Origin of the sequence: Alicycliphilus denitrificans, assembly GCF_044792555.1 — a bacterium.
Taxonomy (GTDB): domain Bacteria; phylum Pseudomonadota; class Gammaproteobacteria; order Burkholderiales; family Burkholderiaceae_C; genus Alicycliphilus; species Alicycliphilus denitrificans_A.
In genome coordinates this window covers 3,069,413-3,084,347 of record NZ_CP126238.1, presented here as the reverse complement: position 1 = coordinate 3,084,347, position 14,935 = coordinate 3,069,413, and the positions used below count along the sequence as shown (strand labels likewise).

Sequence of the window (14,935 nt, the reverse complement as noted above, 5' to 3'; positions counted from 1 at the left end):
AGATGAGCATCCTGCGCTTATCTTTATGGTGTTTTGGCTATAAAAGATGTTGAAAATACCGTAAATAAAGCGCAAACAGCTCCTATTTTTGAAACAAGGATAGTCATCGTGACCGACAAAACCCTGCCTGCCGGCCTGCATCCGGACACCCTTGCCGTGCGCGAGGCCGTGGAGCGCAGCCAGTGGGGCGAACACAGCGAAGCCCTGTACCTGACCAGCAGCTTCGTGCAGAGCGATTGCGCCAGCGCCGCGCGGCGCTTTGCCAACGAGGAGCCGGGCTACACCTACAGCCGCACCGCCAACCCCACGGTAACGAGCTTTGAGCGCCGCCTGGCGGCCATGGAGGGCACGGAATGCGCCGTGGCCACCGGCACCGGCATGTCGGCCATCCTGCTCGTCGCGCTCACGGTGCTGAAGGCGGGCGACCACGTGGTCTGCTCGCAGTCCATGTTCGGCTCCACCATCAGGCTGCTGGGCACCGAGATGGCGCGCTTTGGCGTGGAGGCCAGCTTCGTATCCCAGACCGATGTGCAGGCCTGGCGCGCGGCGATGCGTCCGAACACGCGCCTCTTGTTTGCCGAGACCCCCACCAACCCGCTCACCGACCTGTGCGACATCGCCGCCCTGGCCGAGCTTGCGCATGCGCAGGGCGCGCTGCTGGCGGTGGATAACAGCTTCGCCTCGCCCGTGCTGCAGCAGCCCGCGCGCTTTGGTGCCGACATCGTCGTGCATTCCGGCACCAAACTACTCGACGGCCAGGGCCGCGTCATGGCCGGCGCCGTGTGCGGCACGGTGGCGCTGGTGGATAAGGTCATGGGCACCTTCATGCGCAGCGGCGGGCTGAACCTGGCGCCGTTCAACGCCTGGGTGGTGCTCAAGGGACTGGAGACGCTGGCCCTGCGCGTCAAGGCCGAAAGCGCCGCGGCACTGGAGCTGGCCACCTGGCTGCAGGCGCACCCCAAGGTCGCGCGCGTCTATTACCCCGGCCTCAAGAGCCACCCCCAGCACGAGCTCGCCATGCGCCAGCAGGGCGGCATGGGCGGCACGGTGCTGTCCTTCGACGTGGTGGGGCAGGGCGCCGAGCAGCTGCGCGCCAATGCCTTCCACGTGGCCGACAGCACGCGCGTGTGCTCCATCACCGCCAACCTGGGTGATGTGAAGACCACCATCACCCACCCGGCCAGCACCTCGCACGGGCGCCTGACCGAAGACCAGCGCCAGGCCGCCGGCATAGGCCAGGGCCTGATCCGCATCTCCGTCGGCCTCGAACACCTCGACGACCTCAAGGCCGACCTCCTGCGCGGCCTGGATACCTTGCAATGACCGATAAAGTACGCACCCGATTTGCCCCCTCGCCCACGGGCTTCATCCACCTGGGCAATATCCGCTCGGCGCTCTACCCCTGGGCCTTCGCCCGCGCCAACGGTGGCGACTTCATCCTGCGCATCGAAGACACGGACCTGGAGCGCTCCACCCAGGCCTCGGTCGATGTCATCCTGGAGGGCATGGCCTGGCTGCGGCTTGACCATGACGAGGGCCCGTACTACCAGATGCAGCGCATGGAGCGTTATCGTGCGGTGCTGGCCCGGCTGCAGGAGAGTGGCCATGTCTACCCCTGCTACATGAGCGTGGCCGAGCTCGACGCGCTGCGCGAGCGCCAGATGGCGAACAAGGAAAAGCCGCGCTACGACGGCACCTGGCGCCCCGAGCCGGGCAAGCAGCTGCCGCCCGTGCCCGAGGGCGTGCAGCCCGTGCTGCGCTTCAAGACCCCCAAGGACGGCGTGGTCGCCTGGGACGACAAGTGCAAGGGCCGCATCGAGTTCCAGAACAGCGAGCTCGACGATCTGGTCATCGCCCGCCCCGACGGCACGCCCACCTACAACTTCTGCGTCTGTGTGGACGACATGGACATGCAGATCACCCATGTGATCCGCGGCGACGACCATGTGAACAACACGCCGCGCCAAATCCACATTTTTGAAGCCTTGGGCGCCGCCGTGCCGGTGTTCGCCCACCTGCCCACGGTGCTGAACGAGCAGGGCGAGAAGATGAGCAAGCGCCACGGCGCCAAGCCCGTCACCTGGTACCGCGACGCCGGCTACCTGCCCGACGCCATGGTCAACTACCTGGCGCGCCTGGGCTGGAGCCACGGCGACGACGAGATCTTCTCGCGCGCGCAATTCCTGGAATGGTTCAACCTGGACCACCTGGGTAGGAGCGCCGGCCAGTTCGACGAGGCCAAGCTGCGCTGGGTCAACGCCCAGCACCTCAAGGCCATGGACGACGCGGCGCTGGCGCACGCGGTCACGCCCTTTGTTTTGCAAGCAGGCGTGGATCAGGGCCAGCTCGACGCGCGCCTGCCGCGCATCTGCGCGCTGTTCAAGGACCGCTGCGAAACCCTGGTCGATCTGGCGCGCTGGATCGCCTTGTTCTACGCCGACGCCCTGGAGCGCAACGCCGAGGACTATGCCAAGCATGTGACCGTGGCCGCAGTGCCGCTGCTCGACGCCTTCGCCGCCGCCATGGAGCAGGTGCAATGGAACAAGGAGGCGATCGCCGCCGCCATCAAGGAGGTGCTCAAAGAGCAGGGCGCGAAGATGCCGCAGCTGGCCATGCCCGTGCGCGTGCTCACCCTGGGCACGGCCCACACGCCCTCGGTGGATGCGGTGTTGGAATTGCTCGGACGTGAAAAAATCCTCGCACGTTTGAAAAATCGCTAAAAACCTGTCTATAATTTGAGGCTCAGTAGATTGCGGCAGATATGAAAATAAATGCTGTAGTCATGGGGGTATAGCTCAGCTGGGAGAGCGCTTGCATGGCATGCAAGAGGTCATCGGTTCGATCCCGTTTACCTCCACCATACTGAATCTAGGTTTTGACCCTATCGTCTAGAGGCCTAGGACATCACCCTTTCACGGTGAGTACCGGGGTTCGAATCCCCGTAGGGTCGCCAAGTTTGGCTGCACTTGGATTCGCAAGAATCGCAACGCAGCTACCGACGCGGAGTGGTAGTTCAGTCGGTTAGAATACCGGCCTGTCACGCCGGGGGTCGCGGGTTCGAGTCCCGTCCACTCCGCCAAAGTTTTCGCAAGGTTTGGGGGTATAGCTCAGCTGGGAGAGCGCTTGCATGGCATGCAAGAGGTCAGCGGTTCGATCCCGCTTACCTCCACCAAATCGAAGAGATTCTAGGTTTTGACCCTATCGTCTAGAGGCCTAGGACATCACCCTTTCACGGTGAGTACCGGGGTTCGAATCCCCGTAGGGTCGCCAAGTTTGGCTGCACTTGGATTCGCAAGAATCGCAACGCAGCTACCGACGCGGAGTGGTAGTTCAGTCGGTTAGAATACCGGCCTGTCACGCCGGGGGTCGCGGGTTCGAGTCCCGTCCACTCCGCCAATCTTTAAAAATGGGCTGCATCGCAAGGTGCAGCCCATTTATTTTTGTGCAATGGCATGCAAAAAACGCCTGCAAGGCAGGCGTGGCAAGCGTTTGCAGCTCTTAAAAATGCATCATTTCGGTGCCAGGCGTATGGCGCCGTCCAGGCGGATCACCTCGCCGTTGAGCATGTCGTTTTCAAAGATGTGGCGCGCCAGCTTGGCGTAGTCCTCGGGCGTTCCCAGGCGGCTGGGGAAGGGCACGCCGGCGGCCAGTGCGTCCTGCACTTCCTTGGGCATGCCGAACAGCATGGGTGTGCCGAAGATGCCGGGGGCAATGGTCATGTTACGAATGCCGCTGCGGGCGAGGTCGCGTGCAATCGGCAATGTCATGCCCACTACACCGCCCTTGGAGGCGGAGTAGGCGGCCTGGCCAATCTGGCCGTCATAGGCGGCGACGCTGGCGGTGGAGATCAGTACGCCGCGCTCGCCCGTGGCCTCGGGTTCGTTCTTGCTCATGGCCTCGGCCGCCAGGCGGATCATGTTGAAACTGCCGATCAGGTTCACCGTGATGGTCTTGCTGAAGCTTGCCAGCGCGTGGGCGCCGTTCTTGCCCACGGTCTTTTCGGCGGGGGCGATGCCGGCACAGTTCACCAGGCCCATGAGCTTGCCCATGGACACGGCCCGGGCCACCACCGCCTGGCCGTCGGCCTCGCTGGCGACATCACAGCGCACGAAAACTCCGCCAATCTCGCGCGCCACGGCCTCGCCCTTGTCCGCCTGCATGTCGGCAATCACCACCTGGCCGCCCTCGGCGGCCAGCATGCGCGCCGTGCCCTCGCCCAGGCCGGATGCGCCGCCCGTGACGATGAATACCTTGCCCTTGATTTCCATTCGCTGTCTCCTATAGATAACGTTGACGTAAGCGTCAATTATGAAGGTGTCGGGGCGGGCGTGGTCAAAAAAACCCGGCGGAGCCGGGTTGTACGCGGTTTGCTGAAGATCAGCGGAAACCGACGCGATCGAGCATCTGCTGCACCTTGGTGGTGTTGGCGCCTACGGCGCCGATGGGAATGGTCTCGCTCTTGAAGGGCTTGCCGCCGGTCATGGCCTTGAGTGCCGGGTTGTCCAGTTCGACCCCCTTGGCTGCGGGCCATTCGTTGTTGCCGTTCGCAAAATGGTTCTGCGCCTCGGGGCTGGCCAGGTATTCCAGGAATTTGATCGCATTCGCCTGGTGCTTGGTGTGGCGTGCCACGGCGCCGCCGGCGATGTTCAGATGCGTACCCCAGGATTGCTGGTTCGGGAAGACTACGGCGACCTTGTCCACGACGGCCTTGTCCTCGGGCTTTTCCGAGCGCATCAGGCGCGCCAGATAGTAGCTGTTGGTCACGGCGATATCACACTCACCGGCGGCCACGGCCTTGATCTGGTCGGTGTCGCCACCCTTGGGTGCACGGGCCAGGTTGGCCGCGACGCCCTTGAGCCAGGCCTCGGCCTTTTGCTCGCCCATATGCTCCGTGATGGCGCCGAACAGGCTCAGGTTGTAGGGGTGCGAGCCCGAGCGTATGCACAGTCTGCCCTTGTTCTTCGGATCGCCCAGTTCCTCGTAGGTATCCACGTCGTCCTTGTTCACCTTGGCCTTGTTGTAGACGATGACGCGGGCACGGGTGGACAGGCCGAACCAGGCGCTGCCGCCATCCGCCGCGGGCGTGGCACGCAGGTTGGCGGGAATGGCGTCCTCCAGCACCTTGGAGCGCACGGGCAGGAACAGGCCATCGACCTCACCGCGGTACAGGCGCGCCGCATCCACCAGCAGGATCACGTCGGCGGGCGAGGCCGAGCCCTCGGCTTTCAGGCGCGCCATGATGCCGGCGTCGTCGGAGTCCACGCGCTGCACCTTGATGCCTGTGGCCTTGGTGAAGCCGCTGTACAGGGCTTCGTCCGTGGGGTAATGGCGCGCCGAATACAGGTTCAGCACCTGCTCCTGGGCGCAGGCAAGGCCCGCTGCCGTCAACATACCGATGGCCAGCAGGGATTTCATGGATTTGGACATGGGAGTCGTATCTTTCTCGGAGAGGGAATTCCTGGATGATAAAGCAAACGAGAATTGTTCTTAAATAAAATTGTGCTCCCGAGGGTCCATCTTTGTCGGCAGGCAAAAAAAAAGCCCAGTCAGAGACCGGGCTTGAAGGGATCCAAGAAACGCGGAGTTTCGAGAGGATCCAAGGAGACAACTGGAGTGCCTTGCTATCTATGACGACAAGGCGAATATGCGAATTATAAGTGAAAACCCTAGGGTGTGCTCTCCTGGAGCGCAGCCCGGTGATCAGCGCTTGCGGGCAGCGACTTCGACCGTCTTGGCGGCGTTGGCGGCCGAGTTGGCGACGGCGTTGAAGTTGGCCTCGGCCACGTCGCTGGCTTGCTTCACTGCCTTTTGCACGGATTCGAAGGCATTGTTGGCGGCTGAAACGGCGCTCTTGAACACGGCGACCGTGGTTTCAGAACCGGCGGGTGCGCTCTTGGCGGCCGTGTCCACCAGGTTGCTGAAGCTGCGCTGGGCTTCTGCGGCCTGGGTTTCGAAGGCCTTGCCGAACTCGGCGCCGGTGCCGGAGGCGATTTCGTACACGTGACGGCTGTAGGCGGCTGCCTTCTCGGCCATGGGCTGGAACAGGCCGGCTTGCAGGGCCAGCAGTTCCTGTGCGTCCTTGACGGACAGCACGGCCTGGGTGTGGGTGGCGGCTTCGGTCAGGGCGGCGCGCGAGGCAGCCACGTTCAACTGAACGAACTTTTCCACACCTTCGAAGGCCTTGTTGGTCAGGCCGAACAGGGTTTCGATGTTGGCCTTGTGGGAAGCGAGGATTTGCTCGGGGGTCAGTGTCATGTCATTGCTCCAATTGAAATGCCCTTGGGGGGCGGGTTAAGAGGTCTGCTCTGACCGACCTCTAAGTCATGTTGCAGTGCAGCATGGGGTGAATTCTAAGGATCCTGGAACGGGATGCAAGTCTTTTTTGCTGCATTGCAGCATTTTTATTGTCTATTACTTCGTATTCTGTTTGTTACGTTTGCCTCGATGACCCGAGGGCTGCTGGCAAAATTGCGGCCCCATGAATGCGACCCATGCCTCTTCTCCCTCGACGGCTGCAGGCACGCCGCAGCGCCCCGGGCCGCTGCCCCGGCAGGCCTACCGCGTGTTTCGAAGCATCTCCACGCGCTGGATGGATAACGACATCTACGGCCATGTGAACAATGTCGTGTACTACAGCTGGTTTGACACGGCGGTGAACGCCTATCTGATCGAGCAGGGCGCTCTGGACATCCATCAGGGCGAGACCATTGGCCTGGTGGTAGAGACGCAGTGCAACTACTTTGCCCCGCTGGCCTTTCCGCAGAGCATCGATGCCGGTATCCGCGTGGCGCGGCTGGGGGGCAGCAGCGTGCGCTACGAGGTGGGCCTGTTTGCGCAGGGGCAGGAGATGAGCGCGGCCTGCGGCCATTTCGTGCATGTCTATGTGGGGCGTGATGATCGCCGTCCGCGCGCCTTGCCGCAGCGCCTGCGCCAGGCGCTCGAGCCGCTGTCTTAGGTCAGGGCGTCGATGGGTATTGCCGTTGATGCCAGAATCGCGGCCGAGACAAAAACCTTTCAGCCCCAGGCGGTGCCCCATCGCCCACGACCCGCGCTGGCCTTGGCGCGTGCGCTTTCATGATAATTACCAGCCTGCTCGACACCGACCTGTACAAGTTCACCATGATGCAGGTGGTGCTGCACCAGTTTCCCGGGGCCCAGGTCGAATACCGCTTCAAGTGCCGCAACCCGGGCGTGCAGCTGTCGCCCTATGTGAACGAGATCCGTAGCGAGATCCGTGCCCTGTGCACGCTGCACTTCCACGATGCCGAGTTGGCCTACCTGCGCTCGCTGCGTTTCATCAAGAGCGATTTCGTCGATTTCCTCGGCTTGTTCCGGCTCAACGAGAAATACATACAGGTGAGCGCGCTGCCCTCGGGCGAGATCGACATCACCATCACCGGGCCCTGGCTGCACACCATACTGTTCGAGATCCCGGTGCTGGCCATCGTCAACGAGGTGTACTTTCGCAACACGCAAAAGGCGTCGCCCCAGCCCGAGGGGCGCAGGCGCCTGCAGGCCAAGATCGCGCAGCTGCAAGGCAGCGGGCTGGAGAGCCTGAAGATCGCCGACTACGGCACGCGCCGGCGCTTCTCGCGCGCCTGGCACGAGGAGGTGCTGCGCACGCTGTGCACCGGCCTGGGCGTGGACGGGCGCCACAACGGCGCAGCCGGGCAGCTGGCGGGCACGAGCAATGTGCTGTATGCGATGCAGCTGGGGCTCACGCCGCTGGGCACCATGGCGCACGAGTACCTGCAGGCCTGCCAGTCGCTGGGCCCGCGGCTGCGCGACACCCAGGTGTTCGGCTTCGAGATGTGGGCCAAGGAATACCGCGGCGACTTGGGCATTGCGCTGTCCGATGTGTATGGCATGAATGCCTTTTTGCGCGACTTCGACCTGTATTTCTGCAAGCTGTTCGACGGTGCGCGCCACGACAGCGGCGACCCCTTCGCCTGGGGTGAGCGCCTGCTGCAGCACTACCGCGACAACCGTGTCGATCCGCTGACCAAGACGCTGATCTTCAGCGACGCGCTCACCGTGCCGCGCATCATCGAGCTGTTCCAGCGCTTCCATGGGCGCTGTCAGCTGGCCTTTGGCATAGGCACCAACCTGACCAACGACCTGGGCTGCGAGCCTCTGCAGATCGTCATCAAGATGACGCGCTGCAACGGCCAGCCCGTGGCCAAGCTGTCGGATGCGCCGGGCAAGAACATGTGCGACGACGAGAAATACCTGGCCTACCTGCGCCAGGTGTTCGACATCCCCGGCCCGGCTTGAGCGGCGCAGCCCGCCATCAGCGAAAGAATCAAAAAACCAAGGAACCAAGGAAGACTGTTTCATGAAACCTACTCGCACCCTGGCACTTGCTGCCATTAGCCTGATGCCGACCTTGGCCGCAGCCGCAGACATCGACGGCAGCCAGCTGTCGTTGCTGTGGGGCGTGCCGTTTGCCGGCATCCTGCTGTCGATCGCGTTGCTACCGCTGCTGGCCCCGCTGTTCTGGCACCACCATTTCGGCAAGGTGGTGGCGTTCTGGGCGCTGGCCTTCCTGCTGCCGTTCGGCGTGGTGTTCGGGCCGGCGGTGGCGGGGGCGGGCCTGGTGCATGCGCTGGTGGCCGAGTACATCCCCTTCGTGATCCTGCTCGCGGCGCTGTTCACCGTGGCCGGCGGCATCTACATCCGCGGCAACCTGCATGGCAGCCCGGCATTGAACGTCGGCATTCTGGCCCTGGGCGCGCTGCTGGCGAGCTTCATGGGCACGACGGGCGCGTCGATGCTGCTGATTCGCCCCTTGATACGCGCCAACGACAACCGCAGGCATGTGGCCCATGTGGTGGTGTTCTTCATTTTCATCGTCTCCAACGCGGGCGGATCGCTCACTCCGCTGGGGGATCCGCCGCTGTTCCTGGGCTTCTTGAAGGGCGTGGATTTCTTCTGGACCGTGCGCCACATCTTTCCCGAAACACTGTTCCTCGTCGGTGTGCTGCTGGCGCTGTTCTATGTGCTCGACAGCTGGTACTTCCGCCAGGCGGGCGAGATCAGCCGCAGCGACCCCACGCCCGACTCGCCACCCGCGGCGCTGGGTTTTGACGGCAAGATCAACTTCGTGCTGCTGCTCGCCGTGGTGGCGCTGGTGCTGATGAGCGGCATCTGGCAGTCGCCCGTGCAGTGGGACGTGGCTGGCACCCCCGTGGGCCTGCCGGGCCTGGTGCGCGACCTGGGGCTGATCGCGGTCACACTGGCCTCGCTGGCGCTCACGCCGCGTCAGGTGCATGCCGACAACCAGTTCGGCTGGGCGCCGATGCAGGAGGTGGCCAAGCTGTTCGCGGGCATCTTCCTGACCATCATTCCCGTGATTGCCATGCTCAAGGCGGGGGTGAACGGGCCGTTCGGCGCCATCGTCGCCGCCGTCACCCGGCCCGACGGAGCGCCCGACCCGGCCATGTATTTCTGGGCCACCGGCCTGCTGTCGTCCTTCCTGGACAACGCGCCCACCTATCTGGTGTTCTTCAACACCGCGGGGGGCGACCCGGCCACGCTCATGACCACGTATGCGACCACGCTGGCGGCGATCTCGGCCGGCTCCGTGTTCATGGGTGCCAACACCTATATCGGCAACGCGCCCAACCTCATGGTCAAGGCCATTGCCGAGGACCGCGGCGTGAAGATGCCGAGCTTTTTCGGCTACATGCTGTGGTCGTTCGGCATCCTGGTGCCGCTGTTCGTCGTCATGACCTTTATCTGGCTGCGTTGAAACAAAGGAGTTCCCCCATGTCCAAGCCCCGCATTCTGGTGACGCGCCAGGTGTTCCCCGAGATCATCGATCTGCTGTCCCGGCACTTCGAGGTCGAGGCCAACCCCGACGACGCCCTGTGGAGCCAGGCCGAGCTGGCCCAGCGCCTGGCGGACAAGGACGGCGCCTTCACCACCGGCAGCCACCGCGTGGACGCCGCGCTGCTGGCCGCCTGCCCACGCCTGAAAATCGTGGCCAACATGGCCGTGGGCTACAACAACTTCGACGTGGATGCCATGAGCGCCGCCGGCGTGCAGGGCACGAACACGCCGGACGTGCTCACCGAGACCACGGCCGACTTCGGCTTTGCGCTGCTCATGGCCACGGCCCGGCGCATGGCCGAGGCCGAACATTACCTGCGTGCCGGCCTGTGGAAGAGCTGGCGCTACGACATGTTCGCCGGCGGCGAGGTGCATGGCAGCACCCTGGGCATTCTGGGCATGGGCCGCATCGGCCAGGGTATTGCGCGGCGCGGCGCGCATGGCTTTGGCATGCAGGTGATCTACCACAACCGCTCGCGTCTTGCCCCCGAGCTGGAGGCCGAGTGCAGGGCACGCTACGTGAGCAAGGACGAGCTGCTGGCCCAGGCCGACCACCTGGTGCTGGTGCTGCCCTACACCAGCGAGTCGCACCATGCGATTGGGGCGCCCGAGCTGGCGCGCATGAAGCCCACGGCCACGCTGGTGAACATCGCGCGCGGCGGCATCGTGGATGATGCGGCGCTGGCCGCGGCCTTGAAGGAAAGGCGCATCGCCGCTGCGGGCCTGGATGTGTTCGAGGGCGAACCCGCCGTGCACCCTGGGCTGCTGGAAGTGCCCAACGTCGTGCTCACCCCCCATATCGCCAGCGCCACCGTGGCCACGCGCCTGGCCATGGCGCGCCTGGCGGCGGACAACCTGATCGCCTTCTTTGACGGACGCGGCCCGCTCACGCCCGTGAATACTCCGTTGAAGAAATAAGAAAATATGGCTGTAGCGCTTATGCGTAAAGCGCTAACAGCTACTGAATTGATAGTATTTTATGACCCTGGAAATGACCGCCGCACTGGCCCTGCTGGCGCTGACCGTGCTGCTCCTGTGCGCGCTGCTGCTGCGCCGCCCGCGCGTGGACCTGCCGCCCGAGTGGCTGGCGCGCCTGCAGGCGCTGGAATCCTCGGTGCAGGCCACGCAGCTGGCCGTGGCCAGGAACGACGGAGCGCTGCAGGCCATGGGCCAGCAGCTGCGCGGCTTCACGCAGAGCACGCAGGCGCTGCTCGATGAGCGCCTGCAGCTCGCGGCGCAGGAGTCGCGCACCAGCCGCGGCGAGCTGCAGGCCGCGTTTGGCGCGCTGCAGTCGCGTCTGGAGCAGCACCTGGGCCAGGCGCGCAGCGACGAGGCCCAGGCGCGCAAGGAGCAGATCGACGCCCTGGCGGGCTTTCGCGCCGAACTCACGCAGACGGCCCAGGCCCTCAAGGGCGATGTCCAGGGCCAGCTTGAGGCGCACACGCAGCAGCAGCGCCACCAGTTCTCGGGGCTGCAGGAGGCGGTGTCGCAGCAGCTCGCGGGCCTGGTCGCCAGCAGCCAGCAGGGCGCCGAGGCGCTGCGCGGCACGCTCAACGAGCGCCTGGCGGCCATACAGCAGGACAATGCTGCCAAGCTGGAGGAAATGCGCCGCACGGTGGACGAAAAGCTGCACGCCACGTTGGAGCAGCGCCTGGGCGACTCCTTCAAGCTGGTGAGCGAGCGGCTGGAGCAGGTGCACAAGGGCCTGGGCGAGATGCAGACCCTGGCCGGCAGCGTGGGCGACCTGAAGCGCGTGATGACCAACGTGAAGACGCGCGGCACCTGGGGCGAGATGCAGCTGGGCGCCATCATCGACAACGTGCTCACGCCGGGCCAGTACGAGAAGAACGTCAAGACCCAGCCCGGCAGCGATGAGCTGGTGGAATTCGCCATCCGCCTGCCGGGCAGGAGCGAGGAGCAGCCAGTGTGGCTGCCGATCGACTCCAAGTACCCCGTGGAGCATTACCAGCGCCTGCTGGACGCCCAGGAACAGGCGGACAAGGCGGCGATGGCCGCGGCCGGCAATGCCTTCGAGTCTTCCATCAAGCTGGAGGCCAAGAAGATCTTCAGCAAATACGTGGCCCCGCCCTACACCACCGACTTTGCCGTGCTCTACCTGCCCACCGAGGGGCTGTTTGCCGAGGTCATGCGCCGCCCCGGCCTGGTGGAGGCGGTGCAGAATGACTGCCGCGTGATGATCACCGGCCCGGCCAACCTGGCGGCCATGCTCAGCAGCCTGCAGATGGGCTTCAAGACCCTGGCGATCGAGAAGCGCTCCTCCGAGGTCTGGGGCGTGCTGGGCCAGGTGAAGACCGAGTTCGCCAAGTTCGGCGAGGTGGTCGAGGCCACGCGCCGCTCCATCGACGCGGCGGCCAAGAAGTTCGAGCAGGTGGACGTGCGCACGCGCGCCATCCAGCGGCGCCTGCGCGGCGTGCAGGAGCTGCCGGCGCCCGAAGCGCCGTCACAGCAGGAGGCAGGCGTGCCCGCATCGGGCCTGCTGATAGAGGACGAGGGCGAGTGATATGAAACACCCCCCTGAGGCGCTTCGCGCCTTCCCCCCGCTCTCGCTTTGCTGCGCTACGCGGGCAGGGGGACGCCGCCCGTGCGGCGGGGCGGCCCTTGCACGGCGGCCCTGGCTTGGGTCGTGCCAGTTTCATGGGCTGCGCGCGATGCGCAGCGCTATGGATCACTGAAATGGATTGGTCCCTGGCGCGCCTGATCCTGGGACAGATCTGCATCCACGCCAGCATGGCCGGCATGCGCATGGCGGCGCCGCTGCTGGCGCTGCGCGAGGGCCACAGCGCGGCGGCCGTGGGCGTGCTGCTGGCGCTGTTCGCGCTCAGCCAGGTGTTCCTGGCCCTGCCGGCGGGGCGCTATGCGGACCGCCATGGCCTGAAACGCCCGGTGCGCCGCGCCGTGGTGGCGGCCGTGCTGGGTGCGGGCGCGGCCGTGGTCTGGCCGGTGTTTGCGGTGCTGTGCCTGTCGGCCCTGCTCACGGGCGGCGCCACGGGCGTGGCCACGATTGCGCTGCAGCGCCATGTGGGCCGCGCGGCGCAGGGCGGCACGCAACTGCGCCGGGTGTTCAGCTGGCTCGCCATAGGGCCGGCGCTGTCGAATTTCCTGGGACCGTTTTGCGCCGGGCTGCTGATAGACCATGCGGGCGCGCAGGCCGGGGCCACCGCCGGGTTCCGCGCCGCTTTTGCGCTGCTGGCCTTGCTGCCCCTCACTACCTGGCTGTGGGTGCGCGGCGCGCAGGAGCTGCCGCCCGTCACGGCGGCCGCGGGCGGCGGCCGTGGGCGCGCCTGGGACCTGCTCGCCGCGCCCGGCTTTCGCCGCCTGCTCATCGTCAACTGGCTGCTGTCGTCCTGCTGGGACGTGCACACCTTCGTCGTGCCGCTGCTGGGCTACGAGCGCGGGCTGTCGGCCTCGGTCATAGGCGCCATCCTGGGCGCTTTCGCCATGGCCGCGGCCCTGATCCGCGTGCTCATGCCGTTCATCGCCGAGCGCCTGCACGAGGCAACCGTGGTCACCTGGGCCATGGTGGCGACGGCGCTGCTGTTTGCCGTCTACCCGCTGTTGCCTACGGCCCTGGCGCTGGGCAGCTGCTCGGTGCTGCTCGGTTTTGCGCTCGGTTCGGTGCAGCCCATGGTCATGAGCATGCTGCACCAGCTCACGCCGGCGCACCGCCATGGCGAGGCGCTGGGCCTGCGCCTCATGGCCATCAACGGCTCCAGCGTGGTCATGCCGCTGCTGTTCGGCTCGGCCAGTGCGCTGATCGGTGTGGGGGGCCTGTTCTGGGCGGTGGGCGCCGCGGTGGGCCTGGGCGCGCGCGTGGCCTGGCGGCTGGGGGGTGATGCCTCAGCGCCCCGCCATTGATTAAACCTAGATCCGGCAGTTGACCGCTTGTGATCTTCAATAAAGCCTTATGGGGATTAGCCATTTCGGCTTCGGCATCGTTCACCTGTTGGGTGACAGCGCTATGCACCCGCCAGCACCGCGCTGGACGCGCCATGCTGCGTTGTTCGTCCTTGCGCACAGGCGTCCTCACGCCTTGCCTTGCACACCCATCACGGCACTGACGGGTGCATCCAACTGCCGGATCTAGGTTAAAGCTCGTAGAACGCGCGGATGATGCCCCAGGCCTCGGCCGGGTCGTCCGTGTAGTGGAACAGTTTGAGGTCTTCGGCCGAGACCGTGCCCTGTTCCACCAGGGCGTCGAAGTTCAACATGCGCTTCCAGAATGCCGAGCCGAACAGCACGATGGGCGCCGGCTTGGCCTTGCCGGTCTGCACCAGGGTCAGCACCTCGAACAGCTCGTCGAGCGTGCCAAAGCCGCCGGGGAACACCACCAGGGCCTTGGCGCGCATCATGAAATGCATCTTGCGCAGCGCAAAGTAGTGGAACTTGAAGGACAGCGAGGGCGTGATGTAGCGGTTGCCGCTCTGCTCGTGCGGCAGGGTGATGTTCAGGCCGATGTTGGGCGCGCCGACCTCGTGCGCGCCGCGGTTGGCGGCCTCCATGATGCCGGGGCCGCCGCCGGTGCAGATGTACATGCGCTCGGCGGCCGGGCGGCTTTGGCCGTATTCGGCCACATGGCGCGCAAAGCGGCGCGCCTGGTCGTAGTAGTGGGCATTCTTCACGGCGCGCTCGGCCCGCGTGATGCGCTCGGCCTCGCCGCTGGCCTGGGCCTCGGCCAACTGCTCGGCCGCGGCCTCGGGGGAGACGAAGCGTGCGCTGCCATACACCACCACGGTGTGTTCTATGCCTTGCTCGGCCTGCTCCAACTCGGGCTTGAGCAACTCCAGCTGAAAGCGTATGCCGCGTGTCTCGCGGCGCAGCATGAATTCCGGGTCGGTAAAGGCCAGGCGGTACGAATCGGGGTGCAGCGGGTTGCCCGCCACGGCGTAGTTGTGCAGCTCGGCCCAGGCATTGGCCAGGCGGCTGTCTTGGAGATCGGTATTCGCTTGCATGATGGGGAAGTGTCGGGAAAAAGGCCGGCAGCCTGGGCCGCGATGCAGGGCCGGTGGGTGGAGGTGGATTTTATTTAAACTGGCTGGTGACGCTTATGTATCAAGCGCAATCAGCTATTTAAATGGTAGTGAAT

12 protein-coding genes and 6 tRNA genes are annotated in these 14,935 nt (G+C 65.1%); 14 read left to right on the top strand and 4 right to left on the bottom strand.

Translation table 11 applies throughout. The annotated features are described in order from the left end of the window. Nucleotides 1-108: 108 nt before the first annotated feature. The 8 genes from P7644_RS14650 to P7644_RS14615 all read left to right on the top strand — a co-directional run bounded on the left by P7644_RS14650 (nt 109) and on the right by P7644_RS14615 (nt 3,396). A complete protein-coding gene (locus P7644_RS14650) occupies nt 109-1,323 on the top strand; it encodes an O-succinylhomoserine sulfhydrylase (protein ID WP_404299978.1) in 1,215 nt (404 codons plus the stop codon). After that, nucleotides 1,320-2,720, top strand: coding sequence for a glutamate--tRNA ligase (gene gltX, locus P7644_RS14645; protein ID WP_404299977.1), 1,401 nt, complete (start codon nt 1,320-1,322; stop codon nt 2,718-2,720). Before P7644_RS14650 ends, gltX begins: the two co-directional genes overlap by 4 nt. Nucleotides 2,721-2,784: 64 nt before the next feature. Further along, a tRNA-Ala gene (locus P7644_RS14640) sits at nt 2,785-2,860 on the top strand. A gap of 17 nt (nt 2,861-2,877) precedes the next feature. After that, nucleotides 2,878-2,953: transfer RNA gene (locus tag P7644_RS14635), tRNA-Glu, on the top strand. Nucleotides 2,954-3,002: 49 nt separating this feature from the next. Next, nucleotides 3,003-3,079 (top strand) — tRNA-Asp (locus P7644_RS14630). Between the two features lie 17 nt (nt 3,080-3,096). Beyond that, nucleotides 3,097-3,172: transfer RNA gene (locus P7644_RS14625), tRNA-Ala, on the top strand. A gap of 22 nt (nt 3,173-3,194) precedes the next feature. Continuing rightward, nucleotides 3,195-3,270 (top strand) — tRNA-Glu (locus tag P7644_RS14620). A gap of 49 nt (nt 3,271-3,319) precedes the next feature. Further along, nucleotides 3,320-3,396, top strand: a tRNA-Asp gene (locus P7644_RS14615). A 113-nt stretch (nt 3,397-3,509) separates the two neighbouring features. Here the strand turns inward: P7644_RS14615 and P7644_RS14610 are convergent. The 3 genes from P7644_RS14610 to P7644_RS14600 all read right to left on the bottom strand — a co-directional run bounded on the left by P7644_RS14610 (nt 3,510) and on the right by P7644_RS14600 (nt 6,255). Then, nucleotides 3,510-4,268: a 3-hydroxyacyl-CoA dehydrogenase gene (locus P7644_RS14610; RefSeq protein ID WP_404299976.1), complete on the bottom strand. Its 759-nt coding sequence runs from the start codon at nt 4,266-4,268 to the stop codon at nt 3,510-3,512. Nucleotides 4,269-4,377: 109 nt separating this feature from the next. After that, nucleotides 4,378-5,427, bottom strand: coding sequence for an extracellular solute-binding protein (locus P7644_RS14605; RefSeq protein WP_404299975.1), 1,050 nt, complete (start codon nt 5,425-5,427; stop codon nt 4,378-4,380). A gap of 273 nt (nt 5,428-5,700) precedes the next feature. Then, nucleotides 5,701-6,255: a phasin family protein gene (locus tag P7644_RS14600; protein WP_404299974.1), complete on the bottom strand. Its 555-nt coding sequence runs from the start codon at nt 6,253-6,255 to the stop codon at nt 5,701-5,703. Between the two features lie 223 nt (nt 6,256-6,478). Here P7644_RS14600 and P7644_RS14595 point away from each other — a divergent pair, with 223 nt between their 5' ends. The 6 genes from P7644_RS14595 (at nt 6,479) to P7644_RS14570 (ending at nt 13,707) form a co-directional block, all read left to right on the top strand. Then, a complete protein-coding gene (locus P7644_RS14595) occupies nt 6,479-6,955 on the top strand; it encodes an acyl-CoA thioesterase (RefSeq protein ID WP_404299973.1) in 477 nt (158 codons plus the stop codon). 119 nt (nt 6,956-7,074) lie between these two features. Next, a complete protein-coding gene (pncB, locus tag P7644_RS14590; RefSeq protein ID WP_404299972.1) occupies nt 7,075-8,274 on the top strand; it encodes a nicotinate phosphoribosyltransferase in 1,200 nt (399 codons plus the stop codon). Nucleotides 8,275-8,335: 61 nt separating this feature from the next. Continuing rightward, complete coding sequence (locus P7644_RS14585) at nt 8,336-9,751, top strand: sodium:proton antiporter (RefSeq protein ID WP_404299971.1); 1,416 nt, start codon at nt 8,336-8,338, stop codon at nt 9,749-9,751. 17 nt (nt 9,752-9,768) lie between these two features. Beyond that, entirely contained in the window at nt 9,769-10,749 is a 981-nt protein-coding gene (locus tag P7644_RS14580) for a 2-hydroxyacid dehydrogenase (protein ID WP_404299970.1), read from the top strand. 61 nt (nt 10,750-10,810) lie between these two features. After that, nucleotides 10,811-12,352 (top strand): DNA recombination protein RmuC, encoded by a 1,542-nt coding sequence (gene rmuC / locus P7644_RS14575; RefSeq protein ID WP_404299969.1) that lies wholly within the window; start codon nt 10,811-10,813, stop codon nt 12,350-12,352. Between the two features lie 173 nt (nt 12,353-12,525). Then, complete coding sequence (locus tag P7644_RS14570) at nt 12,526-13,707, top strand: MFS transporter (RefSeq protein WP_404299968.1); 1,182 nt, start codon at nt 12,526-12,528, stop codon at nt 13,705-13,707. A gap of 230 nt (nt 13,708-13,937) precedes the next feature. Here P7644_RS14570 and P7644_RS14565 read toward each other — a convergent pair whose 3' ends face one another. Next, nucleotides 13,938-14,801 carry a TIGR00730 family Rossman fold protein gene (locus P7644_RS14565; protein WP_404299967.1) on the bottom strand — a complete coding sequence of 288 codons (864 nt, stop codon included), beginning with the start codon at nt 14,799-14,801 and terminating at the stop codon, nt 13,938-13,940. Between the last annotated feature and the right edge of the window lie 134 nt (nt 14,802-14,935).